Origin of the sequence: Fimbriimonas ginsengisoli Gsoil 348, from assembly GCF_000724625.1 — a bacterium.
GTDB classification, from domain to species: Bacteria; Armatimonadota; Fimbriimonadia; order Fimbriimonadales; family Fimbriimonadaceae; genus Fimbriimonas; species Fimbriimonas ginsengisoli.
Window position 1 is genome coordinate 1,947,117 of the sequence record NZ_CP007139.1, and the last position, 17,918, is coordinate 1,965,034.

Sequence of the window (17,918 nt, forward strand, 5' to 3'; positions counted from 1 at the left end):
GCGGGCGGGCCGGTGCCATAATGGGTCATGACCCAGCGGCTTCCGGAGTGGCTGACCATCCGGCTTCCTCGCCCCGACACGATCAAAGAGGTTGAGGGCATGATGCGCGCCAAAAACCTGCACACCGTGTGCGAAAGTGCCCGCTGTCCCAACCTTCCCGAGTGTTGGAGCAAGAAGACCGCGACCTTCATGATCCTCGGCGATACATGCACCCGGAGCTGCGGCTTCTGCGCCATCAAAGTAGGTCGAGGGCTCACCGTCGATCAGGACGAGCCTCAGAACGTCGCTCAAGTTTCCAAGGACCTCGGTCTCAAGCATATCGTCGTCACCTCCGTTGCGCGCGACGATCTGGCCGACGAGGGCTCCTCCCAGTTTGCCGAGACGATACGGTTGATCCACGCCGCGAACCCCCTGACGATCGTCGAGGTTCTTACGCCCGATTTCAAGGCGAAGCGTTGGTGCATCAAAAACGTGACCGACGCGCACCCTGAGATCTACAACCACAACATCGAAACCATCGAGCGCCTCCACACCGTGGTGCGGCCGCAGGCGAAATATGGCCGATCGCTCGATGTTTTGCGAACCGTAAAGGAGCTTGATCCGTCGATCTACACGAAATCGGGGATTATGCTCGGCCTCGGGGAGACGAGGGACGAGGTAATCCGGACTCTAAGGGACCTGCGTGAAGCGGGAGTCGACGCCGTTACCATCGGCCAATACCTCCGCCCCACCATGAGGCACCTTCCGGTCAACGACTTCGTACATCCGAACGAGTTCAAAGAGTACGAGCAAATCGGTGAAGAAATGGGTTTCGCCTTCGTGGCGAGTGGTCCTTTCATCAGGTCGTCGTACAATGCGATCGAGTTCAGCAAAAAGGTGATGGCAGAGCGTCTCGCACGGATGGACGAGCCGGCTGCCGTCGGTTAGGCTTATCGGATCCTTTGCGAAGGGCAAACCGGCAACCTGACACCTTAGACGTTCACATAGGAGGAGTGGTTGTCGCGGGCGTTCATGGCCCTCATTCGGTTAGCCGTACTTGTCGTCCCTTTTGCGATCATCGCTTATTGGGGCTACGTTTACGTGCTTTCCGCGCTCCACCTATTGACGGCGCCGGGAGTGCCGGTCACCCTGACCTATAAGGCCAAGGGAGGCACCGTCCGCGTCTTCGCCCAATCCTATGTCATAGACTTCGACCGTGGGAACGTGTTCATTCGCGGGATCACTCTCTCAGATCCACAAGGTGGCGTTCTCGCCCGGCTTCGGAACCTCGAAGCCAGCAACCTAAAGCCGTTCCAATTGGCGGACCAGGTGGTTCACGTTCGCGCGAGGGGACTTGCCGCCCGCCTAACGCGGCTGAAGAACGGCGGGTTCGATTTTGAGCAGGTCCTGCCCGAACGGAAAGGCCCGCCCACTAAGATCCCGTTCAGCGTCGCTCTCGACGACGCCCGTGTCGAGTTCGTCGACTTAATGGGATTGCGAACCTGGAGGCAGAAGGTGAGCGCCGCTCAGGTGAAGGTGACCGGGCTGGGTGACGATTGGTTGGCGACAACGACGGTCCACGCGCCCGGCATCGGCGACTTTCCCACTCGGCTGCAAAACATCCCCAACTTCGGACTCCAGATCGCGACCCGAACCAAGCAGGCCGAGGTTGCCCCCCTCGTCGCCCACTTCCTCGAAACCCCTCCTCTAAGGCGCCCCGAGCTGCAGGGTCTGACCGTCCGCTCCGTCCGTGTTTACGGACCGGTTCGGATCTTCCTTCCCCAGTCGCGTACCCCGCGGGTGGAAACGCGCCTGGTCGCTCACGCTTCCGGGGTGCGCTACCGTGAGTACGCGGTGGACGAGGCCGTCTACACCGGCCTTGTCTCTCTTGAGGGAGCGACCGGCGTGCTCCAAGCGAACTCCGGACCTAACCGCGTCCGCTTCGACGGAAGCACGGTTTGGACGAAAGGGTTGTGCGCCGGTGGCCGGGTAAACGCCTACACGCCCGGCCTGGAATCGCTCCCCGCTTGGCTGCGAAAACAAATACCCAAGGACACGTCGTTCCATGGCGCCCGTTTCGACGGATGGGTTGCGTACGATTCGGGTACCAGCTATCGCCTTTCGGGCGACGCGAAAGCCTCCGATGCACGCTATGGGGGCGAGGTCGCCTACGGGCTGGACGCCCGAGTTCAGGTTCGCCCCAAGTCTCTCGTCGCCCAAGTTCGGAACGTCTCCTACGGCGGCGAAACGGCAAGTGGAGCGTTCGCTTTGGACCTTCGCACCCGTGTCCTCAGCGGAACCGTGGCGGCAGGGTCGGTTAATTTGGCCGGCGTTGCCAAGCGGTTCGGCTTGAAAGGGTTGGAGGGACAAGGTTCGGTGCTCGCCTCTATTGGCGGAACCGTCGCCCACCCGGCCGTCGACGTCGATGTGGCGGGGCAGGCCCGCTATGCGGCAAATGGACATGCCCTCGGGGGGCGATTCGATTTAAGCGCCCGCTATGGAGGAGACAACCTGGAGCTGCGGCGCGCTTTGCTGAGCGGCGACTTCGGACTGATTTTCGCGAGCGGTTCGATCGGGCGGCAGGGGAGCCTCGGCATCCAGCTCGTTGGCCGCGGTTTAGACCCGCGCGCCATCGATCCCGCCTTCTCCGGAAGCGCCAATATGGTCGCTCGAGTCGGCGGCACTGCCAAGAATCCCCTTGCGACCGGCTACATCGAGGCATATGATTTCTCGACTCACAACTACCTCGTACCGGTCATCGCCACGGACTTCTCGGTCGATCGTAAGCACGTCGCATTGACCGGGATGCGAGCTACCCGAGGCACTGCCGAGATCTCGGGGCAGGGGTCGCTGCGCTTTGCCGACCGCGCGATCGCCTCCCGGCTTAAGGTGCGCGGCCTCCAGATCGCCGACCTGCTCGGCGAAGAGTTCGCCGGTTCTCTAGATCTCCCGGAGGCCACCATCGGCGGGAGCCTGACCAAGCCCACCGTCGATGCCGCGGTGGTAGGCCGCAACATGGTCGCTCGGGGGCTCAAGGTCGATGCGGTCAGCGCTCACGTAACCAGTGACGGGCGTGTTGCCCGAGTGGAAAACGCGACCGCCCAGGTGGCGGGAGGGACCGTAAAAGGGTCCGCTCGGTACAACATCGAGCGCAAGCAAGGAACGGCGGATCTGACCGCCACCGCGCTCGCGCTGCAAACCATCGTGCCTAAGCTCTCGACCGCCGTCTCCGTAGACGGAAACGCCGGTGGCGTACTCCACGCGAGCTTCGGATCGGGGGGCTTCACCTCGCTGGTCGCGAGCGGAAAAATCCAGGATGTCGCTCTAAACGAAACCAAGATCGGCGATGGACTGTGGAACGTTTCTTTCGATGGGAAGCTGTACAAAGGGTACGTCGGGGTTGGTTCACCCGAAGGATATGTCGAACTTAACGACCTGATCTTTAATCCAGCCACGAGCGAAGCGTCCGGCCAGGCGCTGATGAACAACGCTAAGCTCTCCGATCTCGTCGCCATTACATCGCGCTATTTCCCCGACCTCTCTTACGACGTCATCGACGCCTTGCGGGCCACGAGCGGCACGGTCAACGTCGCCGCCATGTTCTCGGGGACACAGAAGTCGCCCACGCTCAACGTCCAGACCCTAGAAGCGAGCAACCTTCGATATCGCGACGTTCCGCTCGGAACCCTGACCTCCAGCTTCGGCCTGTCGAACGATAAATGGGATGTTCGAAAGTTTGCTCTTGCGGGCGGGGCGATCGCCGCGAACGCCAGCGGCACGGTCGACCAGCGCGGTGACGTGGACCTCTCGGGCGACCTTCCCAGCGTCGCGCTCGCCGACGCGGGACGAATTTTCCCGCAGCTAGCCGGCCAGACCGGCACGGCCACGGTCTCATTTTCGGCTACCGGTCCGGTTGCCACCCCGAACATCAACGTCTCGCTCTTGGCGGACGGCCTGATGCGAGCGCCGGGTCAAGATCCTAACCGCGCTCTGCACCTGGATCTTCTCGGCAAAGTGATGGGGGCGGATAAGAGGTTGACCCTGGACGGCGTCTACTCTTACCGCGGCTTTGACGGGAAGATCCAGGCGAGCTCACCCTTCGAAATGCCGGGACGTATCCCGGAGGGAGGCCGCGCGGAAGCGACGGTGACGCTTGCACCCCGGAAGCTTGAACAAATCGCGGAGATGTTCGACGGCCTCGACCCGGTACGAACCAAGGGCACGATTCAGGGGAAGATCACCGCAACCGGAACCTCTAACGACCTTACGTTTGGCGGCGACATCTCGCTCTCCGCCGACTCGGTCGGATTCCTTATCCCGGCCAAGGAGGCCGGGGCTAAGCCGACGGTGGTCGACGATTGGTTTAAGAATGTTCAAGCAAAGTTGGAGCTCGATGGCAAAGCCCTTCGCCTGACCGCGAACGGCGACAGTTCCCGGAGCGGAAGTGTTACGGCGAATGTCTCCACGCCCGTCGACGAGCTGCGACGACTTGCCCAGACTCTTCAATCGGGAGGACTCGGCGCCCTGCTCGACAACCCCCTCGCCGGAAGTGTCCAGCTTCAAAAGCTCGCCGTCAAGCAAAATTTTGAGTCGAAGACGTACGTGGCGGGTACCGCCGACGGCACGATCGATATCGCCGGGACGATCCGTCAGCCGCGTCTGGCGGGCACCATCGCGCTCTCTAAGGTGGATAGCGTTCTGCCTACTTTCCAGCCTAGCGAAGGGGCGAGCGGCGGGGCTGCCGTCGATCCGAATTTCGATTTGAGGCTCACCCTCGCCGATGCCGCGCGGCTTCGTACGACGGCCGCCGACCTTACGGTTCTCGGCGGTGGCCGCGTGACCGGATCTCTTTCGTCCCCCATCGTTCGGAGCACCTTGGAAGTAGAGACCGGTTCGATCCAACTCCCCGCAGCCAAGGTTAGGCTCGAGCAAGGTGGTACGGTGGCGTTGAATTACGCTCCCGCCCCAGGCGGCGCGTTTGCCTCGCTCGACGTCGATATTATCGGTCGAACCGGCATTACCGCGCTCCGTTACGGCGACGTCTTCGAGCGGTACGACATCACGCTCGGGGTCCGAGGCGATCTCCTCAAAGAAGGTGGCCTGATTCTGACCGCCGAGAGCGATCCCCCCGATCTGACCCAGGATCGTATTCTTGCCCTTCTGGGTCAGACCGACCTCTTGGGAACGACGATTAGCGGCGGTCTCGGCAGGAGCGACACTCAGAACCGGATCCGGGATGCGTTTACGCAGTTCGCCCTTCCCGCGCTCACCGACCCCCTCACCCGCCAACTCGCCCAAGGGCTGGGGTTGGACTATTTGACGGTCGAATACAACCCGTTCGAGCAGACCAGCATCCTCTTCGCCAAGACGCTCGGCGCCGGCTTCACCGTCCAGGGCCGCCGCCAGGTCGGAGAGCCTCCCCCTGGGTTCAAACCGCTCTACGACCTTCGACTCGTTTACCGCCCCCGGCGTCTTCGGGGCGTCCTCAGCCGCTTCAGCTTCAGCATCGGCGCCGACCAAGACCGGCCGTTTAAAATCGCGCTCGAATATGGCACTCGATTCTGAAACGTAACGATTTGAGCGGTGGCTCTTCTAAGCCTGGGAACCCCGGTTGGACCCAGGGACGTAGACCCGGCGGGTAAAGTCTCTGGATCGCTCGATGCGATCCAGAGCCGCGTCCGCCGGGACTCGGAGAACGGAGTACGGAGGAATGTTGATCAGAAGAACCCTCATGTCGACGGCGCTGCTGAGCCTGGCAATCATCGCTACGGCCCAAGCTCAAACGACCGTCGTGAAGGAGATCGTAATTCAAGGCAACCGCCGCGTGTCCCGCGAGGCGATCCTTGCCGCGATGCGCACCAAGGTCGGCCAGCCTTACGTCCAGGAGAACCTGGACCGCGACCAGCGCGCGCTCGACGATCTCGGCTTCTTCGAAGCCGTCAGCGTTCGCCCAAGTCCGCTGGAAGGAAATTCCTGGCGGATCACGGTCGACCTTACGGAATGGCCGGAGGTCAAAGAGATTCGAGTTGTGGGTAATTCGGTTATCAAAACCGAAGACATCCTCAACGTCATTAAGCCGTTTATCAAGCCTGGGGACGTTTACAACCTGAACTCCCTCCGACCGGCGAGCGACGCGATTCGATCGCTCTATTCCAAGAAAGGATTTTTCCTCGCCGCGATCGAAGAGTTCGCGCCCCTGAAGGAATCTCCCAATACGGTCAATATCGCCTTGGTGGAGACCCGGGTGGGCACCGTCTCGGTGCAGGGCGCTCGGGCTACCCGCGACTCGGTCATCCGGCGGCTCATCAAGACCCGGTCGGGCGATCCGTATTCGGAGAACAAATGGGTGAACGACCTCCGCCGGCTCTACAACACGAGCTGGTTCGAGAGCGTGACCACCTCGATCGACCCTGAGCGAGAAGCGGGCAAGGTCGACCTCACGGCCAACGTCAAGGAAACCAAGACGGGTCAGTTCAACGTAGGCCTTCAGCTCGATCCGCGAAACAAGCTCGCCGGCGTCATCCGCCTGTCCGACACCAACTTCCGGGGAACCGGCCAAACCGTCGGCATCAACTACATTCAGGCCACCCAAGGCAGCGGGCCGAGCGTCGACCTCGACTACGTAAATCCGTTCTTCGATTCCAAAGACACGGCGCTACGGGTTTCCATCTACAGCCGGCTCGTCTTCCGGTTCGCCAACGTCTTTAGCTCTTCCTCCCCCACCAGCTCCAGCAGCGACTATAACGAGCGGCGGACGGGCGGCTCCATCGGCTTTTCCCGGCCGGTAGGCGATTCGCTAAGCTACGGCCTCAGCGTCCGGTACGAGAACGTAAAGACGAACAATGTCTCCGCAACCGGCGCGGACCGGTTTATTCAGCAAGACGGCGACGTCGGCGTGGCCTCGTTAGGGTTTATCCGGAATCGCCGCGACCGAGACATCGACGCGACGCGTGGAGACTGGCTTAAACTCGACGTCGAGCCGGGCTACGCGAACATCACCGACGTCGGCGGCGCAGCGGCCGGAACCAACGTGATCGGCACCCACACGTTCTTCCGCACCAACCTAGAATTCCGCAAGTACTTCACCGACCAGGGCAAGCTGACTCCGAAGGATCTCGACGCCGCCAAGCGCGTGCTCGCCCTTCGAGCCAAGGTTGGCTCGATCCAAGGCACGGTTCCGTTCTTCGAACAGTTCTTCGCCGGCGGCGCGGACACCCTCCGCGGCTATCCCGAGGACCGATTCTGGGGCCGCAACCAGCTTCTCACCACCGCCGAGGTCCGTTATCCGATCCAAAAGGCTTTCAGCATTATCGGCTTCGTCGATTACGGCGGCGCCTGGGGCGGATACAACACGGTCAACGACTTCACCCAATCTGCCGGCATCAGCCTGCACCTCGGCTACGGAATGGGGCTTAGCTTCCGCACTCCCTTGGGGCCGATCCGAGTGGACCTCGGTTTCGACGAACGAGGCAAAAGCCGCACACACTTCCTCATCGGTACATCTTTCTGAGGCAAAATTAGACAATGAAATTTGAGAGACTAGGTTGGATCATCGCCGCTGTCCTTGCTGGCGGCATTGCTGGAGTCGGTTTCCAGGGAGGAAACGAGAAGGTCGGCACCGTCGATCTGGCTAAGGTTTTCAACGACAGCGAGTACGCGAAGAAGCAAACCGAGCTCCTTCGCACGATGGGGACCACCCGCCAGAGCATCATGGAGTTTCTGAAGGCGAATCCCCACATGAAGGCGGAGGACGCGACCAAATTCCGGGACCTGAGCCTGAAAGATCCGTTGGCGGCGCCCGACAAGGCCGAGCTGGAGCGACTGAAGAACGAAGCCCAGGCGACCGAGACGAAGTACCGCGAGCTGTCGACCAAGGATAAACCGACTCCGACCGAGGTAACCCAAATCGAGGAGCTGAACCGCCGGCGCGAGACCGCCGTGCAGCTCTTGGAGAAGTGGAACAGCGACTTCACGGCCGAGGTCGGCCAGCGGCAGGAAGGGCTCCGCAACGAAACCCTCCAGCGCGTCAAGGAAGCTGTCCAACAGGCCGCCAAATCGCAGGGCTACTCCATGGTCTTCGTCCAAGACGTCGCCCCCTACTCCGCCAACGACCTCACCGCCGAAGCGCTGAAGGTGATGAACGCCAAAAAATAGGCGTTGAGCGTTTGGCGTTTGGCGTTAGAAGAATGAATCGCCGAGCGCCCGACGCCTAGCGCCAAACGCCCTAACGCCTAACCTCTATGAGCAATCTTCGCTTTCTTCAGCTTGGCTGGGTCGTCGCCGCGGCCGTAATCGGGGTGACGGTGGCCGGTGGGTTCCAGGACAAGACCGACAAGATCGGCGTCGTCGACATCAGCAAGGTCGTCGAGCAGAGCGACTTTGGCAAGGCGAACCAAGAGATGTTCGCCAAGATGAAGACGGCCCGGGAAGGGCTGTTGGAATTCATCGATACCTATCGCGTGTTGACCCCCGAACAAGCCACTCGTATCCGCGAGCTCAGTCTCAAAGCCAATCTGACGAAAGAAGAATCGGCGGAGCTCGACCGGATCAAAGCCGAAGTGGTCGCCACCAGCAAGCGCTCGACCGAGCTTTCGACGAAGCCGAACATGACGCCGGAGGAGCGAAACCTCGTGGAGGACTTCGCTCGGCGAAGCCAAAACATGAACGACGTGGCCACCCGGTGGTTCCGTGAGTTCACCTCCGACATGCAATCCTGGGCGGACAAGCAGAAGCTGGATAGCATCGAAAAGGCCCGCGCCGCCATTCAGGAAGTCGCCAAGCAGCAGATGTACACCGTCGTCTTCGAAGTCGGCGTTGCCCCTTACGGGGCGAACGACTTGTCGGACGAAACTCTAAAAGCGATGAATGCCAAGAAGTAGGCTAGGCTACGGTTGGGCTCTGCTTTCCGCCGCGATCCTCGCAGGTTGCGCCCCGCCGGCCAGTGAGGCCGTAACGATCGATCTGGACCGCTTGCTGAAGGCCGAAAAGGTCGAGATCGCTCCGTCGCCCGCCCTTCCAACCCCCCCGAAACCGGCGGCCGCGATCGTCCAACGGGTGTCGGCTCGGCCGGGTCAGGCGCTTCGCGATCCCTCCCACGCTTCAACCGGTTCGATCCGCGCCTCCATCGAGAAACAGCAGCGGGAGGCACTGGTAGCACTGGAACGACGGCTTCGCGACTACTACCGGATACAAGCCGACGCTTTCGAGTTGGAAAAGGGACGCGAGGTGGATAAAGAGGCGGCTACCGATTACCTGGAAGCCAACGCCAAGATCCGGCTCGCTTTCGAGGCCTATGGAAACGCCCGAGCCCCGAAAGTGACGCGACTGGCGGTGCTGGTCGGCTTTCCGGATCCCAACCCCAATTCGATTCCACCGAAGTTGCCGATGAGGCCGGTCTCGCAGGCAAGGTTCGACGAAGCAAAGCGACTCCGTGAAGAGCTGGCGGCATTGGATGCGAAGTTTAATGCCCAAGCGGAGCAGATACTCGCCGCCGTCGTAAGCGAAACCGCCGCCGATCGGGAGGCGATGCGGAAAACGATCGAAACATTCCGCAACGAGCTGAATCGACGCGCTGAAACCGAAGCGCAAGCCGAAGTAAGAACAAGCGTTAAAGAATTGGGATTGCAACTTACCGAACCAAGCCCCGTATTGGTGCCGGGCACCCCGGCTCGGCAGGTTGAGATTCCGGCGGAAGCCCCGCTGCCCCCCGCTCCGAAGGTACCCTCGGTAGGAATTCCGAGCGGCCTTGCCGATCGAAGGCGACTGCTGCAGCACGAGCTGACCATTTGGCTCGGGCTAAACCGCTACCGTCTAGAAAAGGGCGGGCGTGACGCGACCGAGGATTTCCAAAGATGGAGAGAGACGTACCGGGCTGGACTCTAGGCGAGTTGGCGACACTATTCGGCGGCGAGCTCGTGGGTCCGGCCGATCTACGCGTAACCACGCCAATCCCGGTCGACGGCGTCGACCCGGCTGGGCTTACGTTCGCTGAGTCGGACGAGTTCTTGAGGCAAGCCGCCGCCGGCGGCGCGGCAGCGGTGCTGGCTCCCAAGGGAGCCACCCCGGTAGGGAAGCCGACGATTTTCGTCGACAGCCCGCGCACGTCGTTCGGCGTCTTTCTGGCGATGGCGCAGCGCCCGCTGCCGCTGGCGGCCGGCGTTCATCCCACTGCCGTCGTCAGCCCGGAGGCAACTGTCGCCGAGTCGGCCCAGATCGGTCCGTATGCGGTCGTCGAGCGCGGAGCGGTGATCGGCGAGCGCTGCCGCGTCTTTCCGTTCTGCTACGTGGGTGAGAATTGCCATCTGGGCGAGGGGACCGTTTTGTTCCCGCACGCCGTGCTTTACCAAGACGTGACCATCGGGGCGAGGGGAATCGTTCACAGTGGCGCGGTGCTTGGCGCGGATGGATTTGGTTTCACGTGGAACGGTCAGCGGCAGGTCAAGATCCCGCAAGTCGGCGGAGTGACTCTCGGCGACGACGTGGAAATCGGCGCGATTACCGCCGTGGATCGAGCCACCGCGGGTCAGACGATGATCGGAAACGACTCGAAACTGGATAACTTGGTGCAGGTCGGGCACAACACGCGTATCGGCTCCCATACGGTCGTCGCCAGCCAAACTGGAATCAGCGGCAGTACCCGGATCGGGGATCGAGTGACCATCGCCGGCCAGGCCGCCACCAACGATCACATCACGATCTGCGACGACGTGGTTTTGGCGGGACGGACCGGCGTCACCAGCGACATTAAGGAAGCCGGCACCTACTTCGGCCTACCGGCCCGGCCCCTTGGAGAAGCGATGCGGACGATGATGCTGACCACGAAGCTCCAAGAGCTCTTCAAGCGCGTGAAAGATCTGGAACGCGGGAAGGAGATTAGTTGAGGAGCTTCCCGCGACACACCGTTCGTCAACCGTTCACGGTCGCGGGCCTCGGTCTTCATACCGGAGTTCCGGTGTCCGTAACCGTGCATCCGGGCGATCAGGGGATCGGTTTTCGCTACGGCGGCACGCGTGTGCTCGCTCACCCGGCGAACGTCACCGATACGACGCGCAGCACGAAGCTCGGCGAAGTTGGCACGGTAGAGCACCTGATGAGCGCTTTTGCGGGTTTGGAGATCACGGATGCGGAGGTCGAGCTCGATGCTCCGGAACTGCCCGGGCTCGACGGAAGCGCCGGCGGCTACATCGACGCGATCATGGGTGTCGGTATCGAACAGATCGGCGACCGTGAGTTTCCGTCGCTCTATACGCGACTCTTCCTCCAAGAGGATGGCGGTCCTAAGATGGCGATCGGGAAGGGAAACGGTCAATGGCGTTTCGTGTTCGCTACCGACGACCGATGGCCCGGCGAGCAGGCTTTTGAGCTGGAAGACGCCGTCGGAGGCTACGTTGAGCACATCGCCCGCGCGAGGACCTTCGCCTTCGCGGAAGAGGTGCCGATGATCATTCAGCTCGGTCTCGGCCGGGGCCTCGACGAGAACTCGGCCTTAATTTTGGGGATCGAAGGATACAAGAACGAGCCCAGATACCCCGACGAGCCTGCGCGGCACAAGCTGCTCGACCTAATGGGAGACCTTTACCTGGCCGGAGTGCCCGTCCGCGCCCTAAACGTCGTCTCGGAACGCTCGGGCCACCGTGCCAACGTCAAAGCCGCCGCCATGCTAGCCCAAGCCATGGGCAACACCCAACCCGCAACATAGCCCTCCGAAGCCCCCTCCTCGTCGATGTTCGTGCGATGAGGGAGGGGGTATGGGGGTGGAGAAATCCCGCTTCCCAGAAAGACTTGACTCTATACACCCGACATCAGTACGGTAGGTGTGTCTGCGATGTCTACTAGCGACCTTCTCATCGGACTGATTCTCGGCGGCGCCATCGGCGCCGTCCTCAGTTGGCTTGCCCATCGGCCGAAGTCGAAGGCGCTCGATTCCGAGCGTGAGAAGAACGAGGCGCTCCATCGGGACCTGAGGACGACCGCCGAAACCGCGGCCCGGCTGCAGGGGGAGGGCGTGGCGATGCAAACCCTCCGGGAGCAGCTCGAAACGAAGGAAGACGAGCTTCAGGCTTACATCCAGCGCACGACCTCGCTCACCGGCCAACTTTCGGAAGCGAAAAAGGAAGCCGAGGAGGTCCGGGCCGCCCGCCGTGACGCGCTCGCGGAGAAAGATCGCGAGGTCGAGCGGCTCCTCGCCGAGCGGGAACGCGCGATGGCCGAGAAATTCAAGCTGCTCGAAGAAGCGGAGAAGGCGCTCTCAGAAAAATTCGGCGCCGTCTCCGTGCAGTCACTAAAGAGCGCGACCGAGGAGTTTCTCAAGCTCGCCACCGAGCGGTTCGATAAGAAGGACGAAGCCGCCGACGCAGATCTGGAGAAGCGGCAACGGGAGATCGACGGCATGCTGAAGCCGATCGCCGACACGCTCGAGAAAATGGAGCGGCAGCACAAGGAGATGGAAGAACGCCGCGTCTCGGCCTTCGACGCGATCGAAAAGGGGATCCGTACCCTCTCCGAGGAGGCAGACCAGCTCGCCAACGCCCTCCGCAAACCGAACTCACGGGGCGCGTGGGGAGAGATGCAGCTCCAAGTCATCTTGGAAAATGCGGGGCTTCAAGAAGGAGAGCATTTCGTTCTCCAGCACTCGACCGAAGGGGAAGAGGGGCGGCTCCGAACGGACGTGGTGATCCGCCTGCCCAAGGGACGCCTCCTCGTCATCGACTCCAAAGCGCCGTTGGAAACGTACTGGGAGGGGATGAACGCACCCGACGAAGCGACCCGCGTCGCTAAATTCGCCTCCCACGCCCGCTTGGTCAGAGAGCATGTAAAGAAGCTCTCAAACAAGAGCTACTGGGGAAGGTATGACTCGTCGCCGGATTGCGTGGTGATGTTCATTCCCACCGAGGGGGCGTACCAGGCCGCCTTCGAAGCCGACCGCTCCTTGCTGGCCGACGCACACCAGGGCCGCGTCTACGTGGCGAACCCGATGACGCTGATCAGTATGGTGCACGTCGCAGCGTACGTTCTCAACGAGGAGCGGTTGCGTGAGAATGCGCTCGAGGTTCGTGCCACCGGCGCGGAGCTTTACAAACGGTTGGCCAAGTTCGTGGGCGACCTCGACGACCTCGGCCGTCATTTACGCCTAAGCGTCCAAGATTTCAACCGCGCCATCGGCTCGCTCGACGGCCGAGTCCTGCCCCAAGCCCGACGAATGTCCGCCCTTGGCGCGGGTTCCGGTGGCGACATCCCATCTCCCGAGCCCGTCGAATCGCTCCCGCGGTTAGTATCCAGCCCCGAAGCGCTTGATCTACCGCTTCCGCTCGAATCGGTAGATCAATGACTTCAAGCTCGTAGTGCACCAAAGCCAGCCAATGCCATCCCGTTCTTACAGCTTTCCGTGGCCTCCATTGCGGTTCAGCCGTTTGTTGAGATGGAACCGGCCGAGCTTTGTGTTCTTTGCGACATCACTTCTCTCCTTCGGAAGCCTTTCAATAACATGCTTTCTGAAGCATGCCGCCTAACGACCGTGGTGTGTCCAAGCATTCGTCCTGAGCCAGCCCCAAGGGGGCGTAATATCAAAGCGAAGGGCGGAGCGAAGCGGAGCCCTGGTAAAAAGCCGACCAACGCTCCGAGCCCTGAAAGCGGCGACATCAGCCCAGCAGGACTAGGACCCACGAATGCACCGAGTACCACCAAATAGACTCTCCGCGAGTCCCCTCCCAGAGACGTTCCGCGGCCCAATGCAAACAAGTGAGCTTTAGCAGTTCCAGAGCGGACTCCTGGTGCTTCGTCGGTGGTAAAGCGATAACTCGAATTCGAAAGAATTGGTTGGACCATTCCGGCCGTGGTCGAATTCTCCTTGGCGTCTAATTATTAGTTCGCGACAAGATACTTCAGAGTTGCGGGTCAAATAGGGGAATGGAATGGGTTCTTCTCGCCGTGACCGGTTTGGTCGCGGGAGTGCTCGGGGGGATGTTCGGAATCGGCGGGGGCGTGGTGATCGTTCCGATGCTGATGTACGTCCTTCACTACTCCCAAACAAAAGCTCAGGGGACCTCTCTTGCGGTGCTGCTCCCCCCGATCGGCATCTTAGGGGTGATGAACTACTGGAAAGCCGGCCAGATCGACATCCGCCAGGCGCTCATCATCGCCCTCGGCTTCATCCTCGGCGGCTACTTCGGCTCCAAAGCCTCCCTAACCTTCGATCCCGTCCTCCTCCGAAAAGCCTTCGCCCTCCTCCTCATCGGCATCGCGGTTCAGATGTGGTTTGGGAAAGAGTGACTGAGGCGTTGAGGCGTTGAGGCGTTGAGGCGTTGAGGCGTTGAGGCGTTGAGGCGTTGAGGCGTTGATAGCTTAGTGCTTTACCCTTTCCCCAACGCCCAACGCCCAACGCCGTAGCGCCCAACGCCCCCTCAGTCCACACGCGCCACAGTCCACATTCCGACATCCCCCCTTATAATAAAAACAAGGTCCCACCGCCATGCTTCTCCCACTCTTTTGCGCGTTCGCCGGATTGCTAGCCCCACGCCAGGGCGGCGAGGCACTGATTCACCAGACTTTCGCTAACGGCGAAGAAGGGTGGGCGGTCGTTCAGGCCCAAGGAAAGGGAGGCAAGGTTTCGGTTTCGCATGAAGTGAAGCGAGGCGATGCCCCCGGCTCGCTTAAGCTGGATTACAGCATCGCCCCCGGAGAGATCACCGTCGCCTCGCTACCCGTTGCCGACGAAGCGCTGAAGTCGATGCGGTCGATGCGGTTTTGGGTTCGCGCCGATCATAACGGAGCCGTCGTCTTCACCGTCCAAGAAAAGGATGGCGGCCGGTATAACGCCATGTTCTTCGCCCCGAAAGACGCTTGGCAGCAGGTCGAGCTCTCGATGAGCGACTTTACGCTCTCCACCGATCCGGGAGCGCCCGCCGACCCTGACGGAAAGCTCGACCCCGAAAAGATCAATTCGATCGCTTTCACGGACCTCGAGCAGTTGCTCGCCCAGAATGCGCAGGTGGCCACTGGGCTCGGGATCGTCAAAGGTGACCACTCGCTTTACCTCTCCGAATTCGAGGCCTCCACCGGAGCCTTGCCGGACGCGTTTGCGGCTAAACCCGGGGAGTACCGTCTCGACACCTTCAGTCGGCCGCAATGCTCGTGGGTAGGGATCGGAGGCGGCGCCTTCTCGCAAATCTCGGGTGATCCCCTCGGCGAGAAGGGAATCAAGGTCGACTACCACGTCGGCCCCACCCACCTAATGGGCGCCCTCAAGTTCATCCAGCGAAAGGCGTTGGTGGGGACGAAATACCTCAACCTGCACCTCGCTTCGGCCAAAGCCTGCACGCTGATCCTTCAGGTGGAGGAAGAGGGAGGCGGCAAATACAACACCGTGATCGAGCTGCCGGGAGGCTCAACCGCGAAGGACCAACTGTTCGCCTTCTCCGACTTAAAGGCGAGCGAAGATTCCCACGACACCAACGGCAAACTCGACCTGGATCAGGTGAAGCAAATCATCCTCATCGACGTCTCCGGCTTCGTCAAGACCGCGGAACAAGACAACACCGTCTGGATCGGCTCCATCGTGGCGAAAAAGTAGTCCAGGCTTCATCAGTGTGTCCACGGGCTTTATTGGTGCATGAGATGCCGTTTCTACCTCGAAGAGGTTGCATCCATTTCCGGCGGAAACCGCTCGAAGAGATAAGGCTCACTGAAAAGCGACCAGGATTGTTGCAGGTTGAACCCTCATATTTTGGCCGATACGCGTATCGTATGCCGATCGCCGTGCCACCCCTCCTCGATCTCGAGGCTGCTCGTGTGACCAACAAGATCCTGGGCGTCGCTCGTTGACAGCACGAGACCCGGATTCCTCGGCTTACCCTTGGCGGCCCGGTGGGTTGGAGTGAACGTTTCCAAGAGCAGGGTCCCGCCAGGCCGAAGGGCGGTGACCGCGCGGCGCACAAGATCCCGATCCAGGAAGAAGAAGATCGTCGCTAAATCCACCTTTGGAATCGCCACCGTCGACACGTCCGCGCAGATCCACTCGATTCGTGAGGCCGCATCTCCCAACAGACGGGATGCGCTCAGCTTTCCCCGTTCCAGCGCGTCCTCCAAAACGTCGACGGCCGTAACACGCCACCCAGCCGAGGCGAGAAAAATGGCATCCCTGCCGGTGCCGCAGGCGAGGTCGATGGCATTGCCAGCTTGCGCTGCGTCGACGTACCGGGCCAGAAGCGGATTCGGCTCCCACAGCCTCATCGGCTCCGAAGGCTGGGAGCTAAACGTGAACGGGCACATTATTACCTCGCGCCCTCGTTCAACTAAGAACTTGGCCGCGGCTTCGGCCACCGCGCCAAGGTCCGCGATTCGCACGACTTGGTCCGGAGGAGGGAGTTCTTGAATTCTGAGCTCGAGCTCCGAGATTGGCAGGTTCGCCGCGTCCTGGATCGGACGGGCTTGCGCCAACCCCAGCTCGCGCGGATCCAATAAGCTGGCTCGCTGAAGGATTACGGGTTCTCCAGGACCGGTGCGAGGAGATCTCCGATCGTCCGGTGCGCCTCGACCGGGTGCCGCAGGGGCAGATCTAGGTCGATGGTGTACCGGTTCCGCCTTCCTTCTCGCTCACGCGTGAGCGCTCCGGCCGCTTGAAGGTCGTTTACGATCCGGATCACCGCCCGCTCCGTGATCCCCACCTTCATCGCCACATCGCGCATCCGCATAAACGGGTCGCCGGCGAGGCAAATCAGGACGTGAGAGTGGTTCGTGAGAAACGTCCATCCGCTGGACGGCCGGGTGTCGCTCATGTCATGAAGTCTACGGCATAGGAGCCCACATGCTCGCGATCGCGGGCCTCATTGAGCATATGATGGAGCATCTCGTCAGACTCGGGGACACGAGCGAAAGACCTACTCTTCCACGAGATACTCGGCGATCAGCCGTGCCGTGTCGACCAACGCCTCCGAGTGCGTTCGCTCATATCCGTGGCTCGTGTCCACTCCCGGGCCGATGAGGGCGACTTCGGCGCGGCCGCCGCTGCGCCAGTAGAACGAACCGTCGGACCCGTAGAACGGGTAGACGTCGGCCTTGAGATCGATCCCACGTCGCTCCGCAAGGTTGCGCAGCTTGTCGCTGAGGTTCTTGCTGTACGGCCCGCTGCTGTCCTTGACGCAGAGCGAGCAGTGGAATTCGTCTCCCTGAAGCCCTTTGCCGATGCATGCCATGTCCAACACGACGAGCTCCACGATATCGTCCGGAAGGCCGTCGCGGCCACCGTGCCCCACCTCTTCGTAGTTCGAAATCAGCAGCGTCGTTTGCTGGGCCGGAGTCACGCCGCCATCGACGATCGCCTTCACTGCGGCGAGGGCGGCGGCAACACACGCCTTGTCGTCGAGGAATCGGGAGCGGACAAAGCCCGCTTCGCTAACTTCCACCCGCGGGTCGAAGTAAACGAAGTCCCCAACTTCGATACCCAACATCCGGGTTTCCTCGGCCCGGCTCGTGCGCTCGTCTAGCCGAACCTCCAGGCTCTCCTCCGTGCGCGGAGACGTGGCGGCTTCCCGGTTAACATGGGCGGCGCCGTTCTCCAACACGAGCGAGCCTCGCACCTGCCGGCCGGAACGGGTAGCTATCCAGAGCGACTCGCTCTCCACCGTGGGCCACATCAGACCATTCAGCGCGGTGAGGCGAAGCCGCCCGTTGGGTTTGATCTCCTTGACCATGGCGCCGAGCGTGTCGACATGGGCGGTCAAAGCACGGGGCTGGTCGGACCGAAGCCCTTCGATGTGAGCGAGCAGCGCCCCTTTGGTCGTGCGCTCCGTCGGAACCCCCATGCTCTCGAGCTCGCCCTGCACGAAGCTGATCGCATACTCGGTGTCACCCGTGGGGCTAGGAGTGTTGAGCAGATCGACCAGAGTGCGCTTAAGGTAGTCGGTCGAGATCTCGAAGAGCGCCATATGCGCCATGTTACTGCT

Annotated in this window: 14 protein-coding genes; 11 read left to right on the forward strand and 3 right to left on the reverse strand. The window is 61.5% G+C overall.

What is annotated here, in order from left to right; translation table 11 throughout:
- Nucleotides 1-27 precede the first annotated feature (27 nt).
- The 11 genes from lipA to OP10G_RS08955 all read left to right on the forward strand — a co-directional run bounded on the left by lipA (nucleotide 28) and on the right by OP10G_RS08955 (nucleotide 15,547).
- Nucleotides 28-927 carry a lipoyl synthase gene (gene lipA / locus OP10G_RS08905; RefSeq protein WP_025226238.1) on the forward strand — a complete coding sequence of 300 codons (900 nt, stop codon included), beginning with the start codon at nucleotides 28-30 and terminating at the stop codon, nucleotides 925-927.
- Nucleotides 928-996: 69 nt separating this feature from the next.
- Nucleotides 997-5,544 carry a translocation/assembly module TamB domain-containing protein gene (locus OP10G_RS08910; RefSeq protein ID WP_144241071.1) on the forward strand — a complete coding sequence of 1,516 codons (4,548 nt, stop codon included), beginning with the start codon at nucleotides 997-999 and terminating at the stop codon, nucleotides 5,542-5,544.
- A gap of 145 nt (nucleotides 5,545-5,689) precedes the next feature.
- A complete protein-coding gene (locus OP10G_RS08915; protein ID WP_038472861.1) occupies nucleotides 5,690-7,489 on the forward strand; it encodes a BamA/OMP85 family outer membrane protein in 1,800 nt (599 codons plus the stop codon).
- 14 nt (nucleotides 7,490-7,503) lie between these two features.
- Nucleotides 7,504-8,133 (forward strand): OmpH/Skp family outer membrane protein, encoded by a 630-nt coding sequence (locus tag OP10G_RS08920; RefSeq protein WP_025226235.1) that lies wholly within the window; start codon nucleotides 7,504-7,506, stop codon nucleotides 8,131-8,133.
- 86 nt (nucleotides 8,134-8,219) lie between these two features.
- The gene (locus OP10G_RS08925) at nucleotides 8,220-8,858 is read left to right on the forward strand and encodes an OmpH/Skp family outer membrane protein (protein WP_025226234.1); all 639 of its coding nucleotides are present in this window, start codon (nucleotides 8,220-8,222) and stop codon (nucleotides 8,856-8,858) included.
- Nucleotides 8,845-9,861 (forward strand): hypothetical protein, encoded by a 1,017-nt coding sequence (locus OP10G_RS08930; protein ID WP_025226233.1) that lies wholly within the window; start codon nucleotides 8,845-8,847, stop codon nucleotides 9,859-9,861. Before OP10G_RS08925 ends, OP10G_RS08930 begins: the two co-directional genes overlap by 14 nt.
- Nucleotides 9,831-10,859 (forward strand): UDP-3-O-(3-hydroxymyristoyl)glucosamine N-acyltransferase, encoded by a 1,029-nt coding sequence (lpxD, locus tag OP10G_RS08935; RefSeq protein WP_025226232.1) that lies wholly within the window; start codon nucleotides 9,831-9,833, stop codon nucleotides 10,857-10,859. The genes OP10G_RS08930 and lpxD overlap by 31 nt, the downstream gene beginning before the upstream one ends.
- Entirely contained in the window at nucleotides 10,856-11,677 is an 822-nt protein-coding gene (locus OP10G_RS08940; RefSeq protein ID WP_025226231.1) for a UDP-3-O-acyl-N-acetylglucosamine deacetylase, read from the forward strand. Before lpxD ends, OP10G_RS08940 begins: the two co-directional genes overlap by 4 nt.
- Nucleotides 11,678-11,803: 126 nt before the next feature.
- A complete protein-coding gene (locus OP10G_RS08945; protein WP_025226230.1) occupies nucleotides 11,804-13,306 on the forward strand; it encodes a DNA recombination protein RmuC in 1,503 nt (500 codons plus the stop codon).
- 578 nt (nucleotides 13,307-13,884) lie between these two features.
- Entirely contained in the window at nucleotides 13,885-14,247 is a 363-nt protein-coding gene (locus OP10G_RS08950) for a sulfite exporter TauE/SafE family protein (RefSeq protein ID WP_025226229.1), read from the forward strand.
- A 199-nt stretch (nucleotides 14,248-14,446) separates the two neighbouring features.
- Nucleotides 14,447-15,547: a carbohydrate binding domain-containing protein gene (locus OP10G_RS08955; protein WP_025226228.1), complete on the forward strand. Its 1,101-nt coding sequence runs from the start codon at nucleotides 14,447-14,449 to the stop codon at nucleotides 15,545-15,547.
- A gap of 146 nt (nucleotides 15,548-15,693) precedes the next feature.
- Here OP10G_RS08955 and OP10G_RS24325 read toward each other — a convergent pair whose 3' ends face one another.
- From OP10G_RS24325 to OP10G_RS08970, 3 genes are all read right to left on the reverse strand, one after another.
- Nucleotides 15,694-16,434: a class I SAM-dependent methyltransferase gene (locus tag OP10G_RS24325; protein WP_052547647.1), complete on the reverse strand. Its 741-nt coding sequence runs from the start codon at nucleotides 16,432-16,434 to the stop codon at nucleotides 15,694-15,696.
- A 20-nt stretch (nucleotides 16,435-16,454) separates the two neighbouring features.
- Complete coding sequence (locus OP10G_RS08965) at nucleotides 16,455-16,751, reverse strand: helix-turn-helix domain-containing protein (protein ID WP_025226226.1); 297 nt, start codon at nucleotides 16,749-16,751, stop codon at nucleotides 16,455-16,457.
- Nucleotides 16,752-16,853: 102 nt separating this feature from the next.
- A complete protein-coding gene (locus OP10G_RS08970; RefSeq protein ID WP_038472867.1) occupies nucleotides 16,854-17,900 on the reverse strand; it encodes a M42 family metallopeptidase in 1,047 nt (348 codons plus the stop codon).
- Nucleotides 17,901-17,918: the final 18 nt, after the last annotated feature.